At 45.8% G+C, this 20,297-nt stretch carries 32 protein-coding genes; 29 read left to right on the top strand and 3 right to left on the bottom strand.

Annotated features, from left to right (window positions below; genetic code table 11):
* Positions 1 to 3: 3 nt before the first annotated feature.
* Together ACTB1O_RS03065 and ACTB1O_RS03060 are read right to left on the bottom strand one after the other, a co-directional pair.
* Positions 4 to 2,394: a DNA-directed DNA polymerase gene (locus ACTB1O_RS03065; RefSeq protein ID WP_462993670.1), complete on the bottom strand. Its 2,391-nt coding sequence runs from the start codon at positions 2,392 to 2,394 to the stop codon at positions 4 to 6.
* On the bottom strand, positions 2,391 to 3,254 hold the full coding sequence (locus ACTB1O_RS03060) for a malate dehydrogenase (RefSeq protein WP_462993669.1): 864 nt from the start codon (positions 3,252 to 3,254) through the stop codon (positions 2,391 to 2,393). The genes ACTB1O_RS03065 and ACTB1O_RS03060 overlap by 4 nt, the downstream gene beginning before the upstream one ends.
* 485 nt (positions 3,255 to 3,739) lie before the next feature.
* On the opposite strand from ACTB1O_RS03060, the gene ACTB1O_RS03055 reads away from it, so the two are divergent.
* Complete coding sequence (locus ACTB1O_RS03055; protein ID WP_462993668.1) at positions 3,740 to 4,531, top strand: hypothetical protein; 792 nt, start codon at positions 3,740 to 3,742, stop codon at positions 4,529 to 4,531.
* Here the strand turns inward: ACTB1O_RS03055 and ACTB1O_RS03050 are convergent, their stop codons facing one another.
* On the bottom strand, positions 4,532 to 4,789 hold the full coding sequence (locus ACTB1O_RS03050) for a hypothetical protein (RefSeq protein WP_462993667.1): 258 nt from the start codon (positions 4,787 to 4,789) through the stop codon (positions 4,532 to 4,534).
* Positions 4,790 to 4,886: 97 nt separating this feature from the next.
* Between ACTB1O_RS03050 and ACTB1O_RS03045 the strand changes: the two genes are divergently transcribed.
* The 28 genes from ACTB1O_RS03045 to ACTB1O_RS02910 all read left to right on the top strand — a co-directional run bounded on the left by ACTB1O_RS03045 (position 4,887) and on the right by ACTB1O_RS02910 (position 20,169).
* Positions 4,887 to 5,057 carry a ribbon-helix-helix domain-containing protein gene (locus ACTB1O_RS03045; RefSeq protein ID WP_462993666.1) on the top strand — a complete coding sequence of 57 codons (171 nt, stop codon included), beginning with the start codon at positions 4,887 to 4,889 and terminating at the stop codon, positions 5,055 to 5,057.
* Between the two features lie 5 nt (positions 5,058 to 5,062).
* Positions 5,063 to 5,797, top strand: coding sequence for a BRO-N domain-containing protein (locus ACTB1O_RS03040; RefSeq protein WP_462993665.1), 735 nt, complete (start codon positions 5,063 to 5,065; stop codon positions 5,795 to 5,797).
* 3 nt (positions 5,798 to 5,800) lie between these two features.
* The gene (locus ACTB1O_RS03035) at positions 5,801 to 5,968 is read left to right on the top strand and encodes a hypothetical protein (protein WP_462993664.1); all 168 of its coding nucleotides are present in this window, start codon (positions 5,801 to 5,803) and stop codon (positions 5,966 to 5,968) included.
* A gap of 10 nt (positions 5,969 to 5,978) precedes the next feature.
* A complete protein-coding gene (locus ACTB1O_RS03030) occupies positions 5,979 to 6,311 on the top strand; it encodes a hypothetical protein (protein WP_462993663.1) in 333 nt (110 codons plus the stop codon).
* A complete protein-coding gene (locus tag ACTB1O_RS03025; RefSeq protein ID WP_462993662.1) occupies positions 6,311 to 6,964 on the top strand; it encodes a hypothetical protein in 654 nt (217 codons plus the stop codon). Before ACTB1O_RS03030 ends, ACTB1O_RS03025 begins: the two co-directional genes overlap by 1 nt.
* Positions 6,954 to 7,208: a hypothetical protein gene (locus ACTB1O_RS03020; protein ID WP_462993661.1), complete on the top strand. Its 255-nt coding sequence runs from the start codon at positions 6,954 to 6,956 to the stop codon at positions 7,206 to 7,208. The genes ACTB1O_RS03025 and ACTB1O_RS03020 overlap by 11 nt, the downstream gene beginning before the upstream one ends.
* Positions 7,208 to 7,417: a hypothetical protein gene (locus tag ACTB1O_RS03015; protein ID WP_462993660.1), complete on the top strand. Its 210-nt coding sequence runs from the start codon at positions 7,208 to 7,210 to the stop codon at positions 7,415 to 7,417. Before ACTB1O_RS03020 ends, ACTB1O_RS03015 begins: the two co-directional genes overlap by 1 nt.
* Positions 7,417 to 7,965 carry a hypothetical protein gene (locus ACTB1O_RS03010; protein WP_462993659.1) on the top strand — a complete coding sequence of 183 codons (549 nt, stop codon included), beginning with the start codon at positions 7,417 to 7,419 and terminating at the stop codon, positions 7,963 to 7,965. Before ACTB1O_RS03015 ends, ACTB1O_RS03010 begins: the two co-directional genes overlap by 1 nt.
* Positions 7,958 to 8,548 carry a hypothetical protein gene (locus ACTB1O_RS03005; protein WP_462993658.1) on the top strand — a complete coding sequence of 197 codons (591 nt, stop codon included), beginning with the start codon at positions 7,958 to 7,960 and terminating at the stop codon, positions 8,546 to 8,548. The genes ACTB1O_RS03010 and ACTB1O_RS03005 overlap by 8 nt, the downstream gene beginning before the upstream one ends.
* The gene (locus tag ACTB1O_RS03000) at positions 8,545 to 8,697 is read left to right on the top strand and encodes a hypothetical protein (RefSeq protein WP_462993657.1); all 153 of its coding nucleotides are present in this window, start codon (positions 8,545 to 8,547) and stop codon (positions 8,695 to 8,697) included. Before ACTB1O_RS03005 ends, ACTB1O_RS03000 begins: the two co-directional genes overlap by 4 nt.
* Before the next feature lies 1 nt (position 8,698).
* Entirely contained in the window at positions 8,699 to 9,952 is a 1,254-nt protein-coding gene (bet, locus tag ACTB1O_RS02995; protein WP_462993656.1) for a phage recombination protein Bet, read from the top strand.
* Positions 9,949 to 10,878 carry a hypothetical protein gene (locus ACTB1O_RS02990; protein WP_462993655.1) on the top strand — a complete coding sequence of 310 codons (930 nt, stop codon included), beginning with the start codon at positions 9,949 to 9,951 and terminating at the stop codon, positions 10,876 to 10,878. The genes bet and ACTB1O_RS02990 overlap by 4 nt, the downstream gene beginning before the upstream one ends.
* A gap of 2 nt (positions 10,879 to 10,880) precedes the next feature.
* Positions 10,881 to 11,093, top strand: a complete 213-nt coding sequence (locus ACTB1O_RS02985) for a hypothetical protein (RefSeq protein ID WP_462993654.1) — start codon at positions 10,881 to 10,883, stop codon at positions 11,091 to 11,093.
* The gene (locus tag ACTB1O_RS02980) at positions 11,094 to 13,649 is read left to right on the top strand and encodes a phage/plasmid primase, P4 family (protein WP_462993653.1); all 2,556 of its coding nucleotides are present in this window, start codon (positions 11,094 to 11,096) and stop codon (positions 13,647 to 13,649) included.
* 313 nt (positions 13,650 to 13,962) lie between these two features.
* Entirely contained in the window at positions 13,963 to 14,385 is a 423-nt protein-coding gene (locus ACTB1O_RS02975; protein WP_462993652.1) for a hypothetical protein, read from the top strand.
* A complete protein-coding gene (locus tag ACTB1O_RS02970) occupies positions 14,385 to 14,558 on the top strand; it encodes a hypothetical protein (RefSeq protein WP_462993651.1) in 174 nt (57 codons plus the stop codon). The genes ACTB1O_RS02975 and ACTB1O_RS02970 overlap by 1 nt, the downstream gene beginning before the upstream one ends.
* A 134-nt stretch (positions 14,559 to 14,692) precedes the next feature.
* Complete coding sequence (locus ACTB1O_RS02965; protein ID WP_462993650.1) at positions 14,693 to 14,902, top strand: hypothetical protein; 210 nt, start codon at positions 14,693 to 14,695, stop codon at positions 14,900 to 14,902.
* Positions 14,903 to 14,982: 80 nt separating this feature from the next.
* Positions 14,983 to 15,276 carry a hypothetical protein gene (locus ACTB1O_RS02960; RefSeq protein ID WP_462993649.1) on the top strand — a complete coding sequence of 98 codons (294 nt, stop codon included), beginning with the start codon at positions 14,983 to 14,985 and terminating at the stop codon, positions 15,274 to 15,276.
* Positions 15,273 to 15,764, top strand: a complete 492-nt coding sequence (locus ACTB1O_RS02955; RefSeq protein WP_462993648.1) for a hypothetical protein — start codon at positions 15,273 to 15,275, stop codon at positions 15,762 to 15,764. Before ACTB1O_RS02960 ends, ACTB1O_RS02955 begins: the two co-directional genes overlap by 4 nt.
* The gene (locus ACTB1O_RS02950; RefSeq protein WP_462993647.1) at positions 15,761 to 16,981 is read left to right on the top strand and encodes a DNA-methyltransferase; all 1,221 of its coding nucleotides are present in this window, start codon (positions 15,761 to 15,763) and stop codon (positions 16,979 to 16,981) included. Before ACTB1O_RS02955 ends, ACTB1O_RS02950 begins: the two co-directional genes overlap by 4 nt.
* On the top strand, positions 16,978 to 17,208 hold the full coding sequence (locus ACTB1O_RS02945; protein WP_462993646.1) for a winged helix-turn-helix domain-containing protein: 231 nt from the start codon (positions 16,978 to 16,980) through the stop codon (positions 17,206 to 17,208). The genes ACTB1O_RS02950 and ACTB1O_RS02945 overlap by 4 nt, the downstream gene beginning before the upstream one ends.
* Positions 17,205 to 18,815: a DUF4942 domain-containing protein gene (locus tag ACTB1O_RS02940; protein ID WP_462993645.1), complete on the top strand. Its 1,611-nt coding sequence runs from the start codon at positions 17,205 to 17,207 to the stop codon at positions 18,813 to 18,815. Before ACTB1O_RS02945 ends, ACTB1O_RS02940 begins: the two co-directional genes overlap by 4 nt.
* Positions 18,812 to 19,033: a hypothetical protein gene (locus ACTB1O_RS02935; RefSeq protein WP_462993644.1), complete on the top strand. Its 222-nt coding sequence runs from the start codon at positions 18,812 to 18,814 to the stop codon at positions 19,031 to 19,033. Before ACTB1O_RS02940 ends, ACTB1O_RS02935 begins: the two co-directional genes overlap by 4 nt.
* 27 nt (positions 19,034 to 19,060) lie before the next feature.
* Positions 19,061 to 19,210 carry a hypothetical protein gene (locus ACTB1O_RS02930; protein ID WP_462993643.1) on the top strand — a complete coding sequence of 50 codons (150 nt, stop codon included), beginning with the start codon at positions 19,061 to 19,063 and terminating at the stop codon, positions 19,208 to 19,210.
* The gene (locus tag ACTB1O_RS02925) at positions 19,207 to 19,395 is read left to right on the top strand and encodes a hypothetical protein (protein WP_462993642.1); all 189 of its coding nucleotides are present in this window, start codon (positions 19,207 to 19,209) and stop codon (positions 19,393 to 19,395) included. Before ACTB1O_RS02930 ends, ACTB1O_RS02925 begins: the two co-directional genes overlap by 4 nt.
* Positions 19,392 to 19,586: a hypothetical protein gene (locus ACTB1O_RS02920; protein ID WP_462993641.1), complete on the top strand. Its 195-nt coding sequence runs from the start codon at positions 19,392 to 19,394 to the stop codon at positions 19,584 to 19,586. The genes ACTB1O_RS02925 and ACTB1O_RS02920 overlap by 4 nt, the downstream gene beginning before the upstream one ends.
* Positions 19,583 to 19,912 (top strand): hypothetical protein, encoded by a 330-nt coding sequence (locus ACTB1O_RS02915; RefSeq protein ID WP_462993640.1) that lies wholly within the window; start codon positions 19,583 to 19,585, stop codon positions 19,910 to 19,912. Before ACTB1O_RS02920 ends, ACTB1O_RS02915 begins: the two co-directional genes overlap by 4 nt.
* 17 nt (positions 19,913 to 19,929) lie before the next feature.
* The gene (locus ACTB1O_RS02910; protein WP_462993639.1) at positions 19,930 to 20,169 is read left to right on the top strand and encodes a hypothetical protein; all 240 of its coding nucleotides are present in this window, start codon (positions 19,930 to 19,932) and stop codon (positions 20,167 to 20,169) included.
* Positions 20,170 to 20,297: the final 128 nt, after the last annotated feature.

Here is a 20,297-nt window from a genome sequence, read left to right as displayed (position 1 = left end):
TTTTCACATCCCGAAATCGAAGAGCGTTGTTCTTGACGGATCGACATCATTCCAGTCCATCCCTATTGCCTCAATTATGCGGGATATTGGCAGTTTTATGCTTTTTTCCATCATTGTTTCCCAGTCTGTAATGAATTCGGCAGGCACCTGATCTGCATATTCAAAATCCAGAACATCTGTCTGTGGATATTTGCCAGTAACGCATTTGATATAGACGCGTTTTGGCTTACTTCCTCTTTTAAAGTCAGTACCGAGATATTTGTTTGAATAGATGGCGCCTCTTACATGTGCGTCCTTGTTTTCATATGAATTCAGTTCCTTACCTATCCCCCCGGGTATGCCAATATCTTCGAGTGAATACTCACCCTTACGGTATTTTTTGATAATCTCTCCCAGATAATTTTTCAGCTCGGCTTTATCAGATCCCTTTAAAATGAGCTCCATTACCTTATGCTGGACTTCTTTGGTAATCTGTGGAGAGTCACTCCTTTTCATCTCGAATCCGACAATATCTATCTGATTGACATCCTTTCCCTCTTTCCATACAAGATACCCCGCATATCTCTTTTTTTTGCCTGCCTGAAAGAACCGTTCATATATTTTCTCAAATTTTATTGAGAAGTAATGTGTATCAGCTCCTAAGTTTTCTTTTGCAAATAGAGAGTAGCTTTCATTCAGGGCTTTTTCTATTGCAACAGCGGTTTTAATAGTCTCTTTTTTATCCATTGGGGGAAGCATGATCATACATGAATCAGTGTCGCCGTAGATTACTGTATAACCGGCTTTTTCTATGATATTTCTCGTATGCTCTATTATTGCTCTTCCGACAGATGTGACAGCAGAACCAATTTCCCTGTCATATAGCCTGAATCTTGCATAACCGGAAACTCCGTAGTATGTGTTCATAATGACTTTCATCACATTCTGCTGGAGATCGTAGAGGATATACTCAGACGAACCATACTCAAAATTATTTCGGAGAGCCTTTTTTTCGTCTCTTTCCTTTAGAAGATCGCTTATTATGCTTCTTGTCAGACCATCAGGCTCTTTTTTGAATCTTATGCCGTTAGGGGCGTTGAGTTCACCTTTTGCATCCTTTGTCTCCGGAGAGGCATTGATTGTCATCATGCACATTGGGTAAAGTGATTTTAAGTCTAAAACAACGACATTTTCCTTTACACCACGTGAGGGATCAAATACGGTGGCACCTTCAAATTCCTCTGCATCCGCATAGCCTTTTGAAGGAAGAATGTATTTTCCAAATGCCTTTCTCAAAACGAAGATATCTATGATATTGGATGAGTTTAACGTTCTGTCAAGCGGACATCCGACATATCTCGCAATCTCCCTGTAAAATTCAACAATATTATTTTTTTTGTTTATTCCGACACAAAGCTCGACATCTTTTACATTATATTCAATAAGTTTTTGTGGATTTTTTACCCAGAGATCAGAAATTGTCCCTTTATACCTTATTTTGCCTTCACCAATCTCTTCTTCTGCGATTGCATCAAGCCGGTATGATTCTTTTCTTGCACCCTGCATCTTTTTGTATGCTGTAAGAAGATCGAAAAGTGCCCGCCCCCTTGTCGGATTTCTTGCTCCTGCGCCCGGGATTCTTGAGAGTGTGTCCTCTCTAAGTCCCAGGATTTCCATTCTTTTAAGGATATAGGGAATATCAAAATCAACAAAATTCCACCCTGATAAAACATCAGGGTCCTTTTCTGAGATGTATTCAGATAATGCGTTTAGAAGTTCTTTTTCTCCTGAAAAGATCTTCAGTTCATGCTTTTTTGATATACTCTTAAGACCGGTGTTTGTATTCCTGTCTTTAGGCCAGAAGAATGTGGTATATATGTCATCAAACGAATCCCAGCAGGTGATACAGTTTATCATCTCTCTGTTTGCGTCAGGAAATCCGTTTTCATCCTCACATTCAATGTCCATAAAACAGATTCTTGCAGGAGCATTAACATCAGCAGGACTAATATCATGATAATCTGTTATTTCTGAAAATACTTCGACGCCGCCTGTAAGTCCGGTGTCTATCATAAACCTTGTTGCAAAGGGTATGTCTGCCTCATAATGCCTGTATGATTCACGCATCTCTCTGACATCACCCGGTTTGGGTGTATATATTTTTGAAAGTTTATCGCCGCGAATAGCGATGTAATCATCGGAAAAATCTGCTTCTGAACCCTCGGGGAGTCTTTTGTTTTGCACTTCTTCTGCGGGTGCATAAAAATAAGGCCTGAATCCGGTAACAATTATCTGGTGTGCCTTTCCGGATTCGTCTCTCCCAAATATATGTATTATTGTTCCATCAGGGCTGTTTGAATATTCAACCTGATTTATGGCCAGTCGTATCGGGTTTATCTCCTGTTTCATTTTCATACCTTACTGCACAGCGCTTTTAGGTGCTCTGCTGCTTCTTTGAATTTCTGCCCTTCCCAGGAATCAAGTTCTCTTTCGATTATTTTTTCAATTCCGTTTTTACCTACTATCACCGGAACTCCGGTGGAAAGTTTTGAATATCCGTACTCACCTTCAAGTGTACAGGAGCATGGAAGAATCTCTTTTCTGTCTTCCGAGACTGCTCTTATCAGTTTAATTATGTTATAAGCCGGGCCGAAGACTGTTCCGCCTTTGCCACTGATAACAGGCATACTTGCACCCCTCATCTCCAGAAGAATCTCTTCTCTGATCTCCTGACTGACCTGATCTGAGATTTCAGAGAAGACAGGTACCTGGTATTCACCGTGTTCACCCATAACCCATGCTCCTTTTGGATTAAAACCTCTCATTTCAAGGAAATTTTTAAACCTTGCAAGATCAAGCTGACCTCCAAAGCCTATGCACTTCTCCCTTTCGACATCCGCGTTTTTGGATATATAGTAACTAATTGCATCCATTGGATTTGTGACACAGATGATAACTCCTTCAAATCCTCTAATCTTTTTGCAAAACTCTTTTGCAACCGGAAGATTTGATTTCAGAAGATCGGTTCTGGTCTTAATTTTAGGATTTCTTGACAATCCTGCGGAAAAAATAATTATGTCTGAATCTTTTATGTTATTATTATCTGCTGAAATTTTGATATCAATTCCTGTATGGACTAAGTCGAGTTTCTGTGCCAGAAGAAGGGAAGGATTGCTGTCATATATCTGAATTTCATCAGCAATTCCCATAACAGAGGAGAGATATGCGACTTCTCCGCCGATTTTCCCTACTCCCATGATGGAGAGGCGTGTCATTGTTGATCAAGTTTAGGTTATGCTAATAATAAAATAGTGCTTTACTGACTGAGGGTTGTTGATTTTATCCATATTTATCATTTAATTTTTATCCTTGATATTCACTTTCGCACTGCACACCAACACTTTATGCTCAGATTTACCGAACACATCTTTGAGGTAAAGCGTAGTGCCTTTCAAACATCACTTTAAACGATGCTTACACCCCAACGATGCACGACTACGCAGACAAGTTGCTTCAGCCGGACGAGCCTTAGGCAGTACGACCCCGGCACGTGGGGGGAAAACGGGGGCGTCACACAGTATTGATCATGGGATTACAATCAGGATCAGCAAACTTTTAGCAGAACCTGAATTTTTAAAATCAATTAATGAGTTGATCAATTTATATTGATCAATTCCTCTTTGTGATTTTTTTATTTTTTTATTGAAGCACAACTTATATTTAGCTAAAAAATTAATTTTCATTAATTATGAGGGGAAATATGAAACAAACTGGATTAACTGCAATTGTAGTATTGATAATTTTAGGATTGATTTTCACTTGTGGATGCTCGAGTTCAGGTGCATCAGTGGAGGATATGGGGGCAGGGGTTCAGGAACCCCCTCTTGCTGAAGTTCAGGAACAGGCGACAATTGTTCCGGAACAAGAAGATATTGTGCCCCTATATGTCGCAGGCGATGTTGTTGCCAAAGATGAGAGTTGGTATTTAGTTATTATTGCAGTCAACAATGACACATACACTGTAAGGTGGGCAATTCAGGATGCAGGGGAATCCGTGCCAGGGCATTTTGAGGTATCCGAATATGCAAGGGATTTCTCTTTTGATAAGGTTCATGAATATGCTACTGGAGTTTACAAGCATGTTGACATTTCAAGAATAGATGAAAAAGATACAGCTTTTGCAGAACAGCAATATTCTGAAACAATAGCTGAATCCGAAGCAGCGGCCGAAGCAGAAGCCCTTGCAAATTATGAAGGGGCTCTTCCCGGAACTTATTTTGAAGTATCAGCAAGCCATGTCTGGGATGCCACAGTCTCTTTTGATGGTAAAACTTCATCCAGAACTGGTCATGGAAGTACTAGAATTAATGTACCTGAAGGAACAGAGTTTGCACAGTGTATTCTGGATCTTGATTTCAAAGATTTTTATCAATCCGGATCTGAAGATGGATGGGTTGAGGTGATTTTATATGGCCCATATAAAGAGCTTCTAGAAGAAGGGAGCAGCCACACAGGTTCGTCTTCATATGTCCATGTGACACATTCTTTTTAATTAAATTTCTTTTTTCTTGTGTTCTTTTATTAGTTTCTCCTTTTCTCTCTGGATTTCTTCACGAATCAATTCTCTTAAAACTTCATCAGGTATTATTGCATTATTTACAGTGCCACTATCGCGTTCCAGTTTTTCCCGCATTGCTCTCCTTATCCATTCCGCTAATGTTTGACCTGCTCCATCTGAATATACTTTACATTCATCTCTGAATTTAGTGGGCAGTCTAACACTTAATTGGATCTCACCATCTCTCCCCATTATAATGTATAACATCTAAAGACAACATAATATATCTTTTGACAACTCGCGACAACAATCGGCAACCATTATATATTATAGCAACTTATGATACCATATGGCAACACAAGCCAAAGCAACAAAAGTAAAAATGAGTATCGTAGGGGTGCGACTATCTCCTAAAGAAGTGGCTTCCATTGATATTTTAGCCACCAATGAGGGGAGATCTCGTTCGGGAATGATTCGAAGAATCGTATCTGATGCACTCAAATCTATAGATAAGGAGTAGAAATCATGACACAAAAAAAGAAAACCCGTCCCGTGCAGGTCGCAAAAGCCCGGAACGAAATAAGCAAAGAAGTATCGACGTATGAGAACTTCATTGTTTCGGGTACTGATGCCCGATACCAGATGTTCACCTCTGCTATCTTTGGAACTGTAAGGACTGCGACCATAGATGGTCAGCACTATTTTGTTGCAACTGATGTTGCGGGTGCACTGGGCTACAAAGGGCCTGAGAAAGCGATACGAACTCACTGCAAAGGGGTGACCGTTTTGGACACCCCTTCAGCGGGTGGTATTCAGCGTGTGAATTACATTTCTGAACCCGACCTTTACCGCCTCATCATGAGGAGCAAACTACCGGCGGCTGAGAAGTTCGCCGACTGGGTCTTTGAAGATGTGTTACCTGCGATCCGCAAGACCGGCCAGTATGCTATCCTCGCACCGAAACTCGGCGGCGCCACAAAACCCCTATGGGATCTGACTCTTGAAGATGTCGAGACCCTGACGGATGCAGCGGCCTCTTCAGTAGATGTCTGCGAGTTCTATTCTGACGAAGCCGGTTCGATTACACTGGCGTGTATGACAATCAACACCCTGAAGAAAGCGCAGCTTGAGCAGAAGCAGATGCTAAAGGACGCTCAGAAAGAAATCCGTCTCCTGAAAAACACAATGTCTTTTTACAGATGGATTGCAGGGGTCGCTGACCTTTGCAGAGCTCCGGAAGCGCCGAGAAGGAGTGAATGAGAAATGAATAATGATTACGCTGCTGAAATGGCAGCGATGGAAGCTGAGGCAGAAGCTGCTGCTTACGCTGAAGCGATGGAGATTGAACAGTCCAACGCAGCAGCAGAAGAGGAATCCAGACAGGCAGCCGATGAAGCTGATGCACAGGAAGCGAATAAGAATTTTTTATGAGGTTATGACTATGTGTGAAATAATAGAAGTCCGCCCCTCTGTTTCAACGACGACCAAATCAAAGGAACGGGGAACGGACAACAGAAGTATTGCACGTTCAGGCACATTAATGAGCCGGACGATGCGGAACCGCCCACAGAACGAGGATGCACTCAGAGGTATGGAGTCTCAGGAACCTGAAACCCTTGTCGGAGAGTATCCGGTACACCTTTTATCCGGCGTCATGAAAGCGCTGGCTGCCAAGTATGGCGGCAGACTCCAGACTGTAAAGATTCAGATGGTGCAGAGCAACCAGTATCGTGTTACATTCTCCCTTAACAGCCGTGTCGGAGGGGATGAGTAATGGGTAAAATGATCTATCCCTGCACCTTCACAAAAAAACTCGACGAAGACGGGGACACATTCTGGAGAGGCGAGCAGAAGCAGCTGGATATTCTGGTTGATGAATACTCTTTTACCGATTGTGTGGATGAGCTTGAACGAACAATGAGAAAGGTGTTCCGGAAGATGACAGGCTCTGATTCAATGGATCATCTGATCAGCTGTCAGCACACCGCTGTAAAAGGTGTCGTCTCTTTCAAAGTTCCTGTGAACCGGACACTGGCTGAGTTCATTTCGGCTGAGAGTGATGAACCTAAAGTCACTATTCAGTCCTTCGATCCCCACATGGCAGCCCGCGAACCTGAAGAGGTTCCAGAAGACTGGGTCCCCAAGAACGGCGACCCTGTAGTTTACAGGAAACCAGAGTTTGCAGAAGAGTGCGGCGTATTTGTAGTAGATGATGAGGGAGACCTCACAGATTCAATAGAAGTATTCATCGCCCCGATTGGTAATGAGGCCGAGCATTTCCTTGAATACCTGGATAACCTTGCACCGAGCCGAATTGGTATAAATGAGATAGACGTCTGCAAGGGGTTCAAAGAGTATCAGGAGCAGAAGTTTTTGACCTCAATCCCCAGCGTCGGGGCTGACGGAGGTGTTGCCGATGAACTCTGAAAAGACTCTTGGTATCAAAGAAAAATCCGCTGAGCATCTCATAAACCTGCGGGCAGTTTATCAAAAGAATCCTGAGCTCATTGACGAGTTTGTCAGGGCTCTGGAATTTAACTGCCAGCAGGGGGCTGAGGTCGGATGTGATGGATGTATTTTTAAATATCCGGATTTCTGTTGCATGACTTGTGATTCAGGTATTGGAAAGCTCAATAGTCTGATGGAGCTTGTAAAGGCAGGTGAAAACTGATGTCAGACTTTGCTGTGGATATCGCTCTGCCTGATTTTGAGGGAAAGCCCTGCGAGTCCTGGAGAATCTATGGAAAAGATCTCAAGGGGCTTGTGAAAAATGTCTGCGATGCCGTTGCAGGTGATATGTTACTGGAATCGACTGACGAAGATTATGCAAACCGCCTGAGTGCTGCAAAGGTCTGTATCGTTAAAGAGGGTGAAAACTGATGTCGGAATCCGAAATACTAGGAGCATCAGCCATACCGTCAGTTTACAACGCTGATGAGTTAGCACAGAAGGATATGCTTCTTGCTCTTGACCGTGTCGCACACAGCCAGGATGCAGACTCGGCAAAGGTTTACATTGAGAGAGCAATCGCAACAGGTCTGCCTCATTTCAGATTCAGCGAAATTATCAGAGGTATTGAAGCCAGACTCCCCCCTGCAACCCCGCAACAGTGCGAAGCGGTGTCGCTGCTTAAAGAAAAGGCAACCGGCATTATTTCTATTGGCAGGGTGCTCGGAGCTTTTGATGACATCGCTCTGGTCCTTCTTGAAAACCCCGAACCCGGTTCTCCGTTCAAGGTCCTTGCCATTGGCGGCGTTGATCGTGAAGAGGAAATAGAGTCTCCTGCGTGGGATGTCACTCGGCCAGGGCAACGCAGAGTCTGGTTCCCTGCTGAGAGCCCGGAGACTACCTTACACACCTCTGTCGGACAACAGGCCCATAATGTGATGCAAAAAGCGGCACAGAAGGGGGTGAGTGACAATGTCTGAAGCTGAGATGATGCCAGTAACCCAGCAGCAGCCTGTTGAAGTACCTGCAAAGCAGCTGGCAGAAGACACTGATGAGACTCTTCTCCTGGAAACCGCATGGATGGCTCGTGAAAGGGAATTAATCCTTGTTGACGAGAACAAGATGAAAAGAGGTGAGATGGAAAGCTCTGAAAAGTATCTCGCTGCACAGCAGACCCTCAAAGAATGCGAGGCTGAGTATGCTGAGTCTGTTAAAGACCTAAACAATAGGATTGACAGCCTTCGCGACCTGCAGGTTGCATGTCTTGAGAGAGCCCGTAATCTGGGTCATGAAAGTAAAGTCACAACGGCCGGCACTTACAAGCTGGTTCAGAAAACCGTCCGGGCAGTAATTCCTGAAAAGTTCCGTGAGATTTACGGAGAGGAATACTTTAACCAACTTGCAGAGGTCAAAATCAAAGTCACTGAAGCAGACAAGCTCGTCGGAGGAAAAGGCGTTGATGACAAATGTGTCACCAGAACTCCACAGGGCAACCCGAAGATTGAGTTTGTAATCAACAAGACAAAGACTGGCGTTCTTTCAGGTAAGAAGGTGGTGGCATGAGTCCCGACACACAGCAGCTGATACACATCAGGCAGCGACAGGCTCACCTCAAAGAGGACATGAGTATGTATGGAGTCAGGACTCCTACAGAGCTCCCTCTCAAAACCATTCTTTATCACAGAGCCGTGAGACTCGCAGGGGGTGTTTGAGATGACAGATGTTCCTGCAACTCAAGATAACGGCGTTGCATTACAGGATCTAAGTGCTGAGAAAATTCAGCTCATCAAGAATATCTGTGCAAAAGACTGCACTGACAACGAGTTCCAGCTTCTGATACATCTTGCAACAAGATACGGCCTTGATCCGCTGTCAAGGCAGATCTGGGCAGTGAAGTATCCCAATAGTCCTGCACAGATATTCTGTGGCAGAGACGGTTTGCTTGTAATTGCTCACAGGTCAGGTCACTTTGATGGCATGGAATCCGGAGTTCGCAAAGAAGATGATGAACTTGTCGGATGGGCAAGAGTATTCCGCAAGGACATGAGCAAACCCTTTTACAGGGAAGTCTATGGATCGGAATATAATACAGGAAAGGCATTGTGGAAATCAAAACCCAGGACAATGATTCAGAAGGTTGCAGAGGCACAGGCCCTGAGACTTGCATTCAGCGTCACCGGGATGTATTCTCAGGAAGAGATTGACGATGTTAAGATGCCGGAATCTCAGACCATCAACGACCCGAACGCATGTTCTGTCTGCGGGAGGCTTGTTGAGGCTAACCTTCAGGAAAAGATTCAGGCTGAAACTGGCGGCAAACCTATGTGTCGGAACTGTTTCGGCAAGTGGTGGGAAGACAAGAAGAAGGCAGAGACCCCAGAGGGATTCACTGCCGAGGTCAAACCTGCTAAGCCTGAAAAACCCAAACCAAAGCAGACCGTTCCTGCTACGCCAACAAAGACCGCAGAGAAAACTAAGGCCCCAGAAGCAGCACCTGTAGCAGAACCGGCCCCTGCTAAATCTCCTAAGGAAGAAAAGACCTCCCCTAAATCAGAGAACCGCCCAGAGATGTCAAATCGCAAATGTGAAGGTTGCGGGGAATTGATCTCAAAAACCGCTCTTGAAACATCAAAGTACATCCTGGGGCCGGGCAGGTATATGTGTAAGGATTGTATGGACAAACGCACTGCAGAGCAAAAAGCAGAAGTGGAACGGGAGAAAGCGAAAAGACGCGGGGATATCGTCCCTGATAAGAAACCTCAGGCCGCTGCTCCCCCTGTAGATACAACTCCTGCTGCTCCTGAAAAACCAGCCGAGCCAGTCACTGCAAACGTAGGCAGCGGCCTGTTCTGTGCAGACTGTGGGGCGGAGGTTCCTGCCAACGTCGCAAGCATGGCAAAGATGTTTGCCGGCAAAGTGCTCTGTCAAAAGTGTCTTGCAGCATTCCATAAAGGGGGATCAACATGAGTTATACTGTTGTTTTTCAGGTACTGGAAGATACTTCCTCCACACCACTCCTTTCAAAAGAGGCAGCTGTCAATGGCGACACTGCTCTGAAACTTTACAGCCAGGTGCTTCATGAGACTGTAGGAGCAGGAATCATCCCAAAGACTCTTTCTGAAATTATATCTGCCCCTTCTGTATATTCAGATCCGGAACATCCTGAAGAACTGCAGCAACAGAGTTCCGGAGTTGAAAATCTCTGCAAACTATTTGGTGAGGAATGTGAAACCGAACAGGAAGATGATGACGATCCAGAAGGCTATGCAGAGCTTGCAGAAGCTGTTCAGCAGGTCAGACAGGAAGAGTGTCAGGCTGCAACTCCTAAGGAGTCAGCCCTCGTGGCAGGTTTTGTCTGTGATTCCTGTGGGTCTGCAATCACTGAAAAGCAGGCAGAGGAGTCGTATGTAATCTCAGGTAAAGAGTTGTGCTCGTCATGCTTTCACCAGCACTGTGTGGCAGCAGGGTTGCGGGAACCAGAACTAAAACCTGCTCCTGATACTGAGCCGCCCGCCCCTGTAGTTGAGCAAAAAGAATGGACGGACTCTACAGGTAAGACGCTGCGTAAGTGGACTGATACTGAGAAAGCACTGCTGACTAAGTATCCGGACGTTAAATCTGCCCTTGCAGGATATCGGGAAGCATACCTTGATTCTGACCGTTCAGACCAGTCTGTCAACGGGGCCTGGTATGGCCTGAAAAAAGAAGGCCGGATTCACTGCTTTAAACACAATCAGTATGTCCAGATAATTGATTCCAATTCCCCGCTCTATAAAGAGGCCGGGAAAATTCTGGAAATCAAAGCAACCGAAGCCCTTGTGAGTTTTAAAACAAGCACCTGTTGGTGTGCGTTTAATCATCTGAAATTGCAGGAGTCGCCCTCAAAAAACTGAGTGTGGCGCTGCTTGAAGAAATAGTTCCAGCTTGTAAAGAGTTGCCAGATGCAACAAAATCCAAGCTGGATGAACTAATACAACAGCGCCGGACTGCGATTGATATTGGTCAGCATGTCGAAGCCTCGGCTCTGACAGCAAGGATTCGTATGATTTTATATTTAGACCTGAGTGACAGCGATATCGTTTTGCTCAAGTCCCAAGGGGTGATTTAAATGGCAATAGAAATCCCGGAACAATTACGGGACTGTATTTTTATTAAGGTAAAAGCAGGAGACAAAGCCGCTATTGAGCCAGGCTGGCAGAAGGATCATAACTATCCTGCCAACGCTCTTGAACTGATTGAACACCTGAAAGCCGGTGGTAATTATGGTGTAATGCCAACCGGAGGGGTATGTATCCTGGACGCTGACAAGGCCATGGTATTGTCAGAAATCGGGGCACTGGATATCCTGATGGATACTTTATTTGTCAGAACCGGTGGAGAAGGATTCAGAGGGCACTTTTATTTCCGCTGCAGCGGGTTTCCGGATTCAAAAAAGATAATCCTGTACCACCCAGAGACTGGAGAAGAGCTGGGAGATATCCGGCCCAGTGGCTGCAAGGCTTACTGTGTAGGTCCGTCATCCATTCACCCGTCCGGGAAACCTTACATGATTGCGAATGAGTTCGGACTAAAAACCCTCACATATGCTGAAGTCCGTGAAGGTATTTTTTCAAAGGTCAAGACCTCAACTGACAAAAAAGAAGAGGCCCGGGAACAGCTCTCTCAAAGGATCCCTGATCATATCAGAGGAACTGGCGGCAGCCTTGTTGACAGGCTCGGTCTTACAGTAACTCATTTCCTGATGCCTATTAATCCGAAACCCAGAGATAACCAGATTGAAGGAGAGCATCCGATACACGGCAGCGAGACCGGGTCCAATTACATTGTTGACCCAATGGGCAACAAATGGTATTGCCGTCGTCATCAGACGGGAGGAGGTCCTCTTGAGGCTCTTGCTGTTGCTGAAGGCATCATTGATTGCAGCGAGGCCGGAAAAGGCTGTCTGCATGGGCACTGGCCTGCCATCTTTGACGCCCTAAAAAAGTATGGTTACGGCCCGCAGCTGGCCGACATTGAAGCTGAGAAACAACAGGCTCTGCAGAACAAGACTGCTCAGAAAACACAGGTTCAGCCAGACATTCCAGTTGACGAAATGTCTAATCAGAAGCCCTCTGCTGATGATAATGACGAGTCTGATCCAACAAAAGGCACATGTACTATATGCACTTCTGATGCTCCTGACCTTGTCTCCTCTGTCTCAGTAGAAGATATAGAGTCATGGCAGACATCTACAGAAACGCTGCCTCTTAAATCCTGTGTGGGGGAGGGCTTTGCCTTAACGGACGCCGGAAACTCCGACAGACTTGTTCACCAGTATGGGGATGTGCTTCGTTTTTGTGTCACTTTTAAGTCCTGGTATATCTGGGACGGTCTCAGGTGGAGGCGGGACGAGCTCAATGAGATTTTGAGCATTGCGACCATGACAGCCCGGTCGATTATGGTCGAGGCATCGGCTGTAAGTGATGAGCAATTCCGCAGGACAACGGCATGGGGGCTGACAACTCAGTCTCTGTCAAAGCGTGAAGCAATGATTAAAGGTGCAACGCCATATGTCGCTTTAGTGCCGAGCGAATTCGACAGTCACCCGTTTTTAATTAACCTGAAAAACTGCACTCTGGACTTATCTACGCTACAGGCAAGAGCTCCTGATAAGACTGATCTCATGACAAAGTGCATGGATGTTGACTACGTTCCGGGTGCAAAATGCCCTCTGTGGGAGAAGCATCTGGAGACTATTTTCGACGGCGACCGGGAACTCATAGATGGGTTTCAGGAGATCTGCGGGTACTCTCTCTTAGGTGACAATCCCGAGCAACAGATCTTCTTTTTGTATGGAACCGGCAAGAACGGAAAAAGTGAGACAATGAAGGTTTTGTCCCGCATTTTTGGAGAGTATGCAATCAACATTGCAGCGGAGTCCCTCATGGTGAAGAGAGGCGAGGCTCCCCGTTCTGATATCGCCAGAATGGTCGGAGCAAGACTGGTCACAGCCTCGGAACCTTATGAGGGTGCCCGGCTGGCAGAGTCTGTGATTAAGCAGCTGACAGGCGACGATGAGGTCACAGTCAGAAGGCTCTACGAGAATGAGTTTTCCTTCAAACCTGAAGCTAAAATCTTCATGGCAACGAACCACAAACCCCGCATTACAGGTGTGGATGACGGTATCTGGAGAAGAATACAGCTCTGGCCGTTTACTATCATAATCCCTGCAGAGCACAGGGTTGCCAATTATGGGGACGTGCTGCTGCAGGAGGATTCAGGCATCCTGAACTGGTGTCTGGAAGGGTTCTGCCGGTATCGTGCCCGGGGCTCTTTGGATATCCCTGATGCAGTGCAGGTTGCAACGGCGAGCTACAGGACTGAAAGCGACACAGTCCGGTCTTTTCTGGACGATGAAACTAAGGAGTGTCCGGAGCTTTCTCTCTCAAGAAAGGAGCTCTATGAGGCATATGAAAAATGGTGTGAGGGGCTGGGGGAAACTCCGGCAACGACCCGCAAATTTGCACAGATTATCAGGACCGCACAATACATCCAGGAGACCAAATACGGAGGTATCAGAATGTGGCGTGGGGTGAGGTGGAAGACCTCTGATGAGAAGGAGCAGGAGCTTCAGGAACAGCTAAAAAATGTAAGTGAAAGGATGGGGATTCCAGATGAAGCATGAAACAAAAAATGTTGAAACTGACAACCTCAAAAATAATCTTGAGGCACATAGGGCACAGGAAATTAAAAACCATATCAAAAAGATAGAAGTTAGTAAACATACGGTTTTATATGTCCCTATGTGCCCCAACCTATGTTTTGGGGCAGTTAATGGGTCATGGGTCGCACGTTTGCATAACTTTCTATTGTACTTCTTTCATGTACATACTTTTACAATAAGATGCCCCAAGTGTCCCAAAGGGACACTTAGTAAAAACAGCTCTATTTTCTCAGGAAAATCATCCCTTAAATTTCACTTTACAGGGGGTCTGTAAATGAAGATGATGAAGTTTGAAGATCCTAATTTTACAGGGCCAGTAGTAACAACTTTTCGTCTTGGAACTAAGCTGACTGAGACCCTTCAACCAGGCGATAAAATCCAGCTGATGAAACCTGACGGATCCTCCTGGGAAGATTATCCAGTTTATGTCGTAACCGGTGTTATTGCAAGGCCGTTCAACGAGTTCCCCCGTTCTGTTTTTGCAACTCATCATCAATACGGGAAGATGAGATCTGCCCCGGCTCTGGTAGCTGTGTTGATGCAGCGATTCTATCCGGGAGAGTTCAATCTCAAGTCTATTGTGACTTGTGTCTGGCTCAAAAAGGATCTTCACACCCCCACGCTGACAGGGACGGAGATGGACGAGTGGGATGTTTTGGACAAATCTTCATTTTTTGCAGAGGGGGCCGGTGCCTGATGATGTCAGTCGTAACTAACATCGAAACCATCCAGCGCCGCCGTAGAGCAAAAGGGCTGCGTGAACTGACCTCTGAAGAAATCACAGAGATTTTTGAGACAGGGGTTTACATCCCTCCGGAATATCACAGCGATAAAAGTAAACAGACTCAACTCTGGGGGTTCGCTGCATGATCAACAGCAAGCGAAAGGGCAAGACTGGCGAGCTCGAATGGGCAAAGTTCTGCCGGGAGCATGGTTTTGACGGGTGCAGAAGAGGGCAGCAGTATAACGGCCTCGAAGGTGAAGACGTCGTTGGTTTACCCGGAGTGCACTGCGAAGTCAAGAGGGTCGAAGCTCTCAATGTCATCGCTGCCATGCAGCAGAGTATTCGCGACGCCGAGATGGATCGGATTCCAATAGTAGCACACCGCCGAAACAGAACCCCCTGGCTGGTGACTCTGCCGGCAGAACAGTTTTTAGGAATGCTGAAGGTCTGGGAAAATGTCAATGCAGCGCCAGAGGGGGAAACTGAATGAAAGACGGCGTCCTCGTTGCCGGTAGCAATCCGAATGAGCTTATCTTTCATATCAACGGAGACGAGCACTTCAGCGACTTGATGCACACTCACCAGCTGCTGGGGGGGCAGGGGTGCATCCACCTTTACCCTCATCACCGTTACTCGCCTGAAGACGAGAAGAAAGCCCTTGCAGCGGGGTTTCTCGTCAATGATGAGGACTGTTCTGTCCCGACTGCAAACGCTGCAGTATCAGCATCCCAGCTATCTGTTTACGTTTTTGACTACCTGACTCAGTCCAACTGGATGACACCTTATGCCTGGGCCTGTCAGGTCGCTGCAGGGCAGAGAAGCAAAGCGCCTCTCAAGCCCTGCAAAAAGGAGGAAATTCCATGAAACTACTACACAAACCCGCCGAATTTGATTTTATTAATAAATTCTACAAATACAATCAGCGCTGGCATACCACTTGTCTGGTGTGTCAGAAAGCTCTTGACAGAGACTCAGAGTATGTCTTCTGTGATAAGTGCCGCCCGCTGCTGGAAGAGGTTGCACCGGCACTGAACGCAATTAATCCTGACGATTATCCCGGCCTGAATATTCATCTAGATACCGGCTTGTTGCTTATAGCTGTTGAAAAAGTCTTACCGGAACTTGAAACCACGTTCTGGATATCTTACACTGGCTTGATTGATAAATTAAAAGATATCCCTGAATATCAGACTGTCTGTAAGGTCAGAACTCCCTGGAAGAACGGGGTTGCACTCGGCAGAGTTATGGCTGCCAAAGGCTGGCACCGGCCGAGAGGAGGGCATACATACTACAATCAGCCTAATGAGCAGCGGCAGGAACTTGCCAGAATGGAAGAGGGGGCTGAGGCATGAAACACCTACTTATAAACGCTGATGTCCTCGAAGGTCTTCGAAAGCTGCCGGACAATTCAGTTCATACCGTTGTAACATCTCCTCCTTATTGGGCAGTCAGAGATTATGGAATAGACGGACAGTTAGGACTTGAATCAAATGTAAATGAATACCTTCAGAAAATGGTAGAAGTATTCCAAGAAGTTAAAAGAGTTCTCAGAGATGATGGCACGCTCTGGCTTAATTTAGGGGATAAATACTCTACTTCAAACCCTGTAGGAAGGGGAGATACTGATTTAATGTATTCTCAAAATGGCGGCGCCGCAGTAAATTTGCCAAGACTTAGAAAGGGATCTTTCAGAAGAGATAAAGAGGACGTTATACCAAACAGATTTTTTAGATATGGCCTTCCTGGAAAAAATCTTATGCTTATTCCTGCCAGAGTCGCTATTGCTCTGCAGCAGGATGGATGGATTTTAAGATCAGAAATCATCTGGCACAAACCAAATGCAATGCCTGAATCTGTCACAGACCGGCCAACAAAAGCACATGAACAGGTATTTTTGTTTTCAAAAAATCCTCAATATTTTTATGACGCAGAGGTAGTCAGGCAAGAACAGACTGGAAATGCACATTCAAAAGGATCAGGAACACCCCCAAAAACAGCAGATCCTAAATCTAAGATTCGTGCAAATTCATCTTTTTGTAAAGCAATTTCAAAGACAGTTGATTTACCAACGGGAAAAAATTTACGGACTGTCTGGACTATTGCAACACAATCCCGATCAGATGCTCATTTTGCAACATTCTCAGATGAACTTGCAAGACGGTGTATCCTTGCAGGCACTTCTGAATATGGATGCTGCCCGCACTGCGGCGCCGCTTGGGAAAGAATTGTGAAAGCTGAAGGCGGCACAATCGGTCATGGATGGCATGATCACTCTGCAGACCTGCAGAAAGGACAGAAAGCTCCTCCAGGATCATCATTCAAAGATTACAAAAGGACAACATTAGGATGGAAACCCAGCTGTAGTCATGAAGGAAATATACCAATTCCATGCACAGTGCTTGACCCGTTCGGAGGTTCCGGCACTGTTGCGGATATCGCCCGGGAGCAAAACCGATCCAGTATTTTGATTGAAATAAATCCGGATTACATAGACCTTCAAAAGCATAGACTAAGGACAAATGAGCAGTTAGATACAGGTGTTTGCTCAATTGAGGTGATCAAAGCATGAAACCTCAGATTGCCAAAAAAATTATCGAATATCTGCAATCGGCTGAATCTACAGTTTCAGCCAGAGATATTGCCAAAGCAACAAACCAAACCTCTCGACAGGTCGGGCAGTACATTCAGCATCTGGAAGACAACGGCCAGATAATCACGCTGCATCGAGCAAACAAAGAGTTTCACTGTGATTTGTATAAATGGGCTGATCCAGTCGTCCTGGAGGCAACTTCATGACCTCCTCACTCAGGGGGTTCTATCCCACCCCTTCAGCTCTTATCGACAAGATGCTGGCCGGAATCGACTTCATGTATGTCGATTCTATTCTGGAGCCGTCTGCCGGAAAGGGAGATCTGACTGACGAACTCAGCAGGCGGATGAAAATCTCTCACACCCGGAGCCTCTATGCTCAGGAATCGTATCTGGCCGACATCGACTGCATCGAGATTAATCCGGACTTACAGCATGTGTTGAAAGGCAAAGGGTATAGAGTAGTTCACGATGATTTCCTGACGTTCTCGACTTTCAAACGATATTCACTGATTGTCATGAACCCACCGTTTGCCGACGGCGACAAGCATCTCCTGAAAGCTCTGGACCTTATGCAGCGAGGCGGGGCAATCGTGTGCCTTCTCAACGCTGTTACACTTAAAAAGGGATCAAGAACATACGGCCAGAGTTATTTGAAAACATTGCTGTCTGATTACAATGCTGAAATCACCTACCTGCCAGATGAGTTTCGAACCGCTGAAAGAAAGACTAATGTTGAAATCGCCTTAGTCAAAGTGATAATACCTCAGGCTGATGAGGAAAGCGTAATCCTTGACGCCCTCGACAAGGCAATGCCTGAGAAGGAATACAATCCTGAGGCAACGGCCCTATCAGAGAACGATTACATCAGCTCTGCTGTGGATCAGTTCAACTATGAAACCTCAGCCGGCATCCAGCTCATCCGGGATTACAAGGCAATGAAACCTTACATCTCAAGAGAGCCCGGCAGCGATGCTATTCTAAAACTGTCTTTCAACGATTACCGCTGCACCGATGATGCAAACGAGAACGAGTTCCTCAGGAGAATGAGAAAAAAATACTGGCACCGGCTTTTCCTGAACCCTCATTTCACAGAGAAGTTCACCTCCAATCTGTTAGACAAATGCAGGGCTGACGTTGACCGGCTGGCGGACTACGACTTTTCAGATTTCAATATCAACGCTATACGGTTGGAACTATCCAACGGCCTGATTGCAGCGACAGAGGCAACCATAATCAGTCTTTTCGATGAACTCACGGACAAACATTCCTGGTATGACGAGACCTCGAGGAACCGGCACTATTTCGATGGCTGGTATAGCAACAAGTGCTGGATAATCAACAAGAAGGTAATCTTGCCGATGCAGCTGTATGGATACCTTGTGAAGGACATGACGTTCTATGACTACAAAGCCCGTGAGAAGATTGCCGACATTGACAAGACTCTGCGATATCTCGCATGGGAGAAAGTTGAACACAGAGACGTTATGCAGGTCCTTGACGAGGCACGAGAACAGGGACGGACCAAAGATATCCGGTTTGAATACTTCACGCTGACGGCTTACAAAAAAGGCACTGTGCACATCACGTTCACCGATGCCGAACTGCTGAAGAAGTTTAACCTGTTTGGATGCCAGCGCAAGAAATGGCTGCCGCCAACATACGGCCGGAAGAGGTATGCAGAAATGAATGAGGAGGAGAAGAAGGTGATTGACAGTTACGAAGGTGAAGAGTCCTATGCAGCGACTCTTCAGAATGGTGAATACATGTTAGGTGGCGTCCAGCTGCAGCTGACAGGAGGTATGGAAGCATGAAAGAAAAAACTTACAAAGACCCGATAAATGACCTGATATCAGAAGAATATCCAGAGATAAGGACTATAGTGAAGAATGCTGCTGATTCATATTCTGAAGAAGTCTGTAAAACTCTTCCTGACAAAGAAGAGCAAGAACGTGCAAAAATAGCATTCACTTCTGGCCTGTGTGCCGGGCTGATTCTGGCTCAGAAAGCAGTAAAAGAGGGGAAACTATGAACACTGAGATAGAGCATTGCAGACATTATGATGCTGAGAAACACAAACGAAAACTCACCTGCCCTTGTCCCCAAGGGTTTTTCAACAAGGGTAAACCTCGGAACCGCTGCACAGATCGCTATGCTATGGAAGAAAACTACAAAGACACTTGTGACTATTACGAGGACTGAAGCATGACAGAACAAAAATTCAAACTCGCCTTTTTCAGAGGCACCGAGGAAGAGATGAGCAACATTGTGATTATGGGGGACGGGCCTGAACCGGATCTGGTTGTGGATCTGCCGGAAAAATACTATGATCATATATACAATTCGCTGCTTGAGATGGCAGCGAAGGAGAAACGGGAGGCTGCTGCGAAATGAAGAAATACAAGTATATCGGACCGCCGGAGCTCATCACCCCGTGTGAGTTCTATGAAAGGAGCCCTCTCCCTGAAACCCCCTGCCATAATGGGTGTAAGGGGTGCATTGAAGGAGAATGCCCCTTTGCCAGGATCTACCCAGTAGGCCCTAAGAGCATATATGCAAAATACTTTGAGGTGTCTGAAGAATGAGCTATGATTCTGGCGAGTTCACATGGGAGTGCACAACTTGTAAAGACAAAGGGGTGACGTGTCAGGTTAAAATGAAGATGCCTTCTGGTTGTGTTCAATCCCCTAATTGTCCTTTTGGTGAGAACAACGCTAATTTTCAGAGAGTAGGATTCAGATGTATTGATGATTCACAACAGGGATTATCAGAAAAATCTGAGGTGGCTTCAGATGAGTTAATAAAAGAGCTGGAGAAGCTCCAGAACCCTCAGACAAAAGGCAAAAACAAAGACCATGCTGAGAGATACGTCCCGAGAATGTGCCGCTGCCACAGTCAGAAATGGAAATAACATCTGGAGATTGAAGAATGACAAAAGGAAAACAATGGATAACAACCGCCGGCCGTCGTATCGGAGTGCAGGAGGGTTTCAATGGAGTCTGGATCACTGCCTATCAGGACCGCGAAGAATACAAAAACTCCGGAGGCTGTACTGGCAGGCCACGTGCCAGGTTCCTGACAGTCGAACCCGCTGCAACCCAGGAAGAAGAGCAGCGGCTGCTTGACGAACACGCGATCAGGTTAGGATATACCGAGGTTGTTGAATGAGAAAACAGATTCGAATTAAGGATGATGTGATTTTAGTTACGTCCTGCGAGTCGTGCCCCTGTCATAATTGTAGATATGGCACATGCCAGATTTTGCAAGATGGGAAAGTATTTTGGAGCAAACTAAAT

The organism is Methanomicrobium sp., assembly GCF_055145805.1.
This window is presented reverse-complemented; position numbering and strand designations above follow the sequence as displayed.